The sequence below is a fragment of the Paraburkholderia sp. SIMBA_053 genome, from assembly GCF_046534895.1.
Classification (GTDB): Bacteria; Pseudomonadota; Gammaproteobacteria; order Burkholderiales; family Burkholderiaceae; genus Paraburkholderia; species Paraburkholderia caledonica.
This window is the reverse complement of the sequence record NZ_JAWRXU010000156.1, coordinates 1-407: the sequence shown is the minus strand read 5'-3', so window position 1 is coordinate 407 and position 407 is coordinate 1. Positions and strand designations below refer to the sequence as shown.

General features: G+C 60.4%; 1 protein-coding gene. It reads left to right on the top strand.

The window, feature by feature from the left end; genetic code table 11:
• Positions 1-33 precede the first annotated feature (33 nt).
• Positions 34-407, top strand: a 374-nt coding sequence (locus SB753_RS35035) for a YceI family protein (RefSeq protein WP_410804637.1), incomplete at its 3' end; no start/stop codon positions are given.

Below are 407 nucleotides of genomic sequence, written 5' to 3'. Positions count from 1 at the left end.
ATCTCAGACAGAAAGGAGAATGAATTGAAAACGATGCTCTTGGTGGTGGCTGGCGCGCTGGCGTCGTCGATGGTGGCAGGCGCGTATGCCGCCGATACTTATCAGCTCGATCCGACGCATACCTATCCGAGCTTTGAGGCCGACCACATGGGTGGGGTGTCGACGTGGCGCGGCAAGTTCACGAAAAGCTCGGGCACGGTCACGCTCGACCGCGCGGCCAAGACCGGCACAGTCGAAGTGAACGTCGATGCGGCGTCGATTTCCACCGGCAACGGCAAGCTGGACGATCACCTGAAGACGGCGGAGTTCTTCGATGTCGCTAAGTTTCCCGCCGCGACGTACAAAGGCACCGACATCAAGTTCGACGGCGACAAGCCGTCGGAAGTGGTCGGCAGCCTGACGCTGCA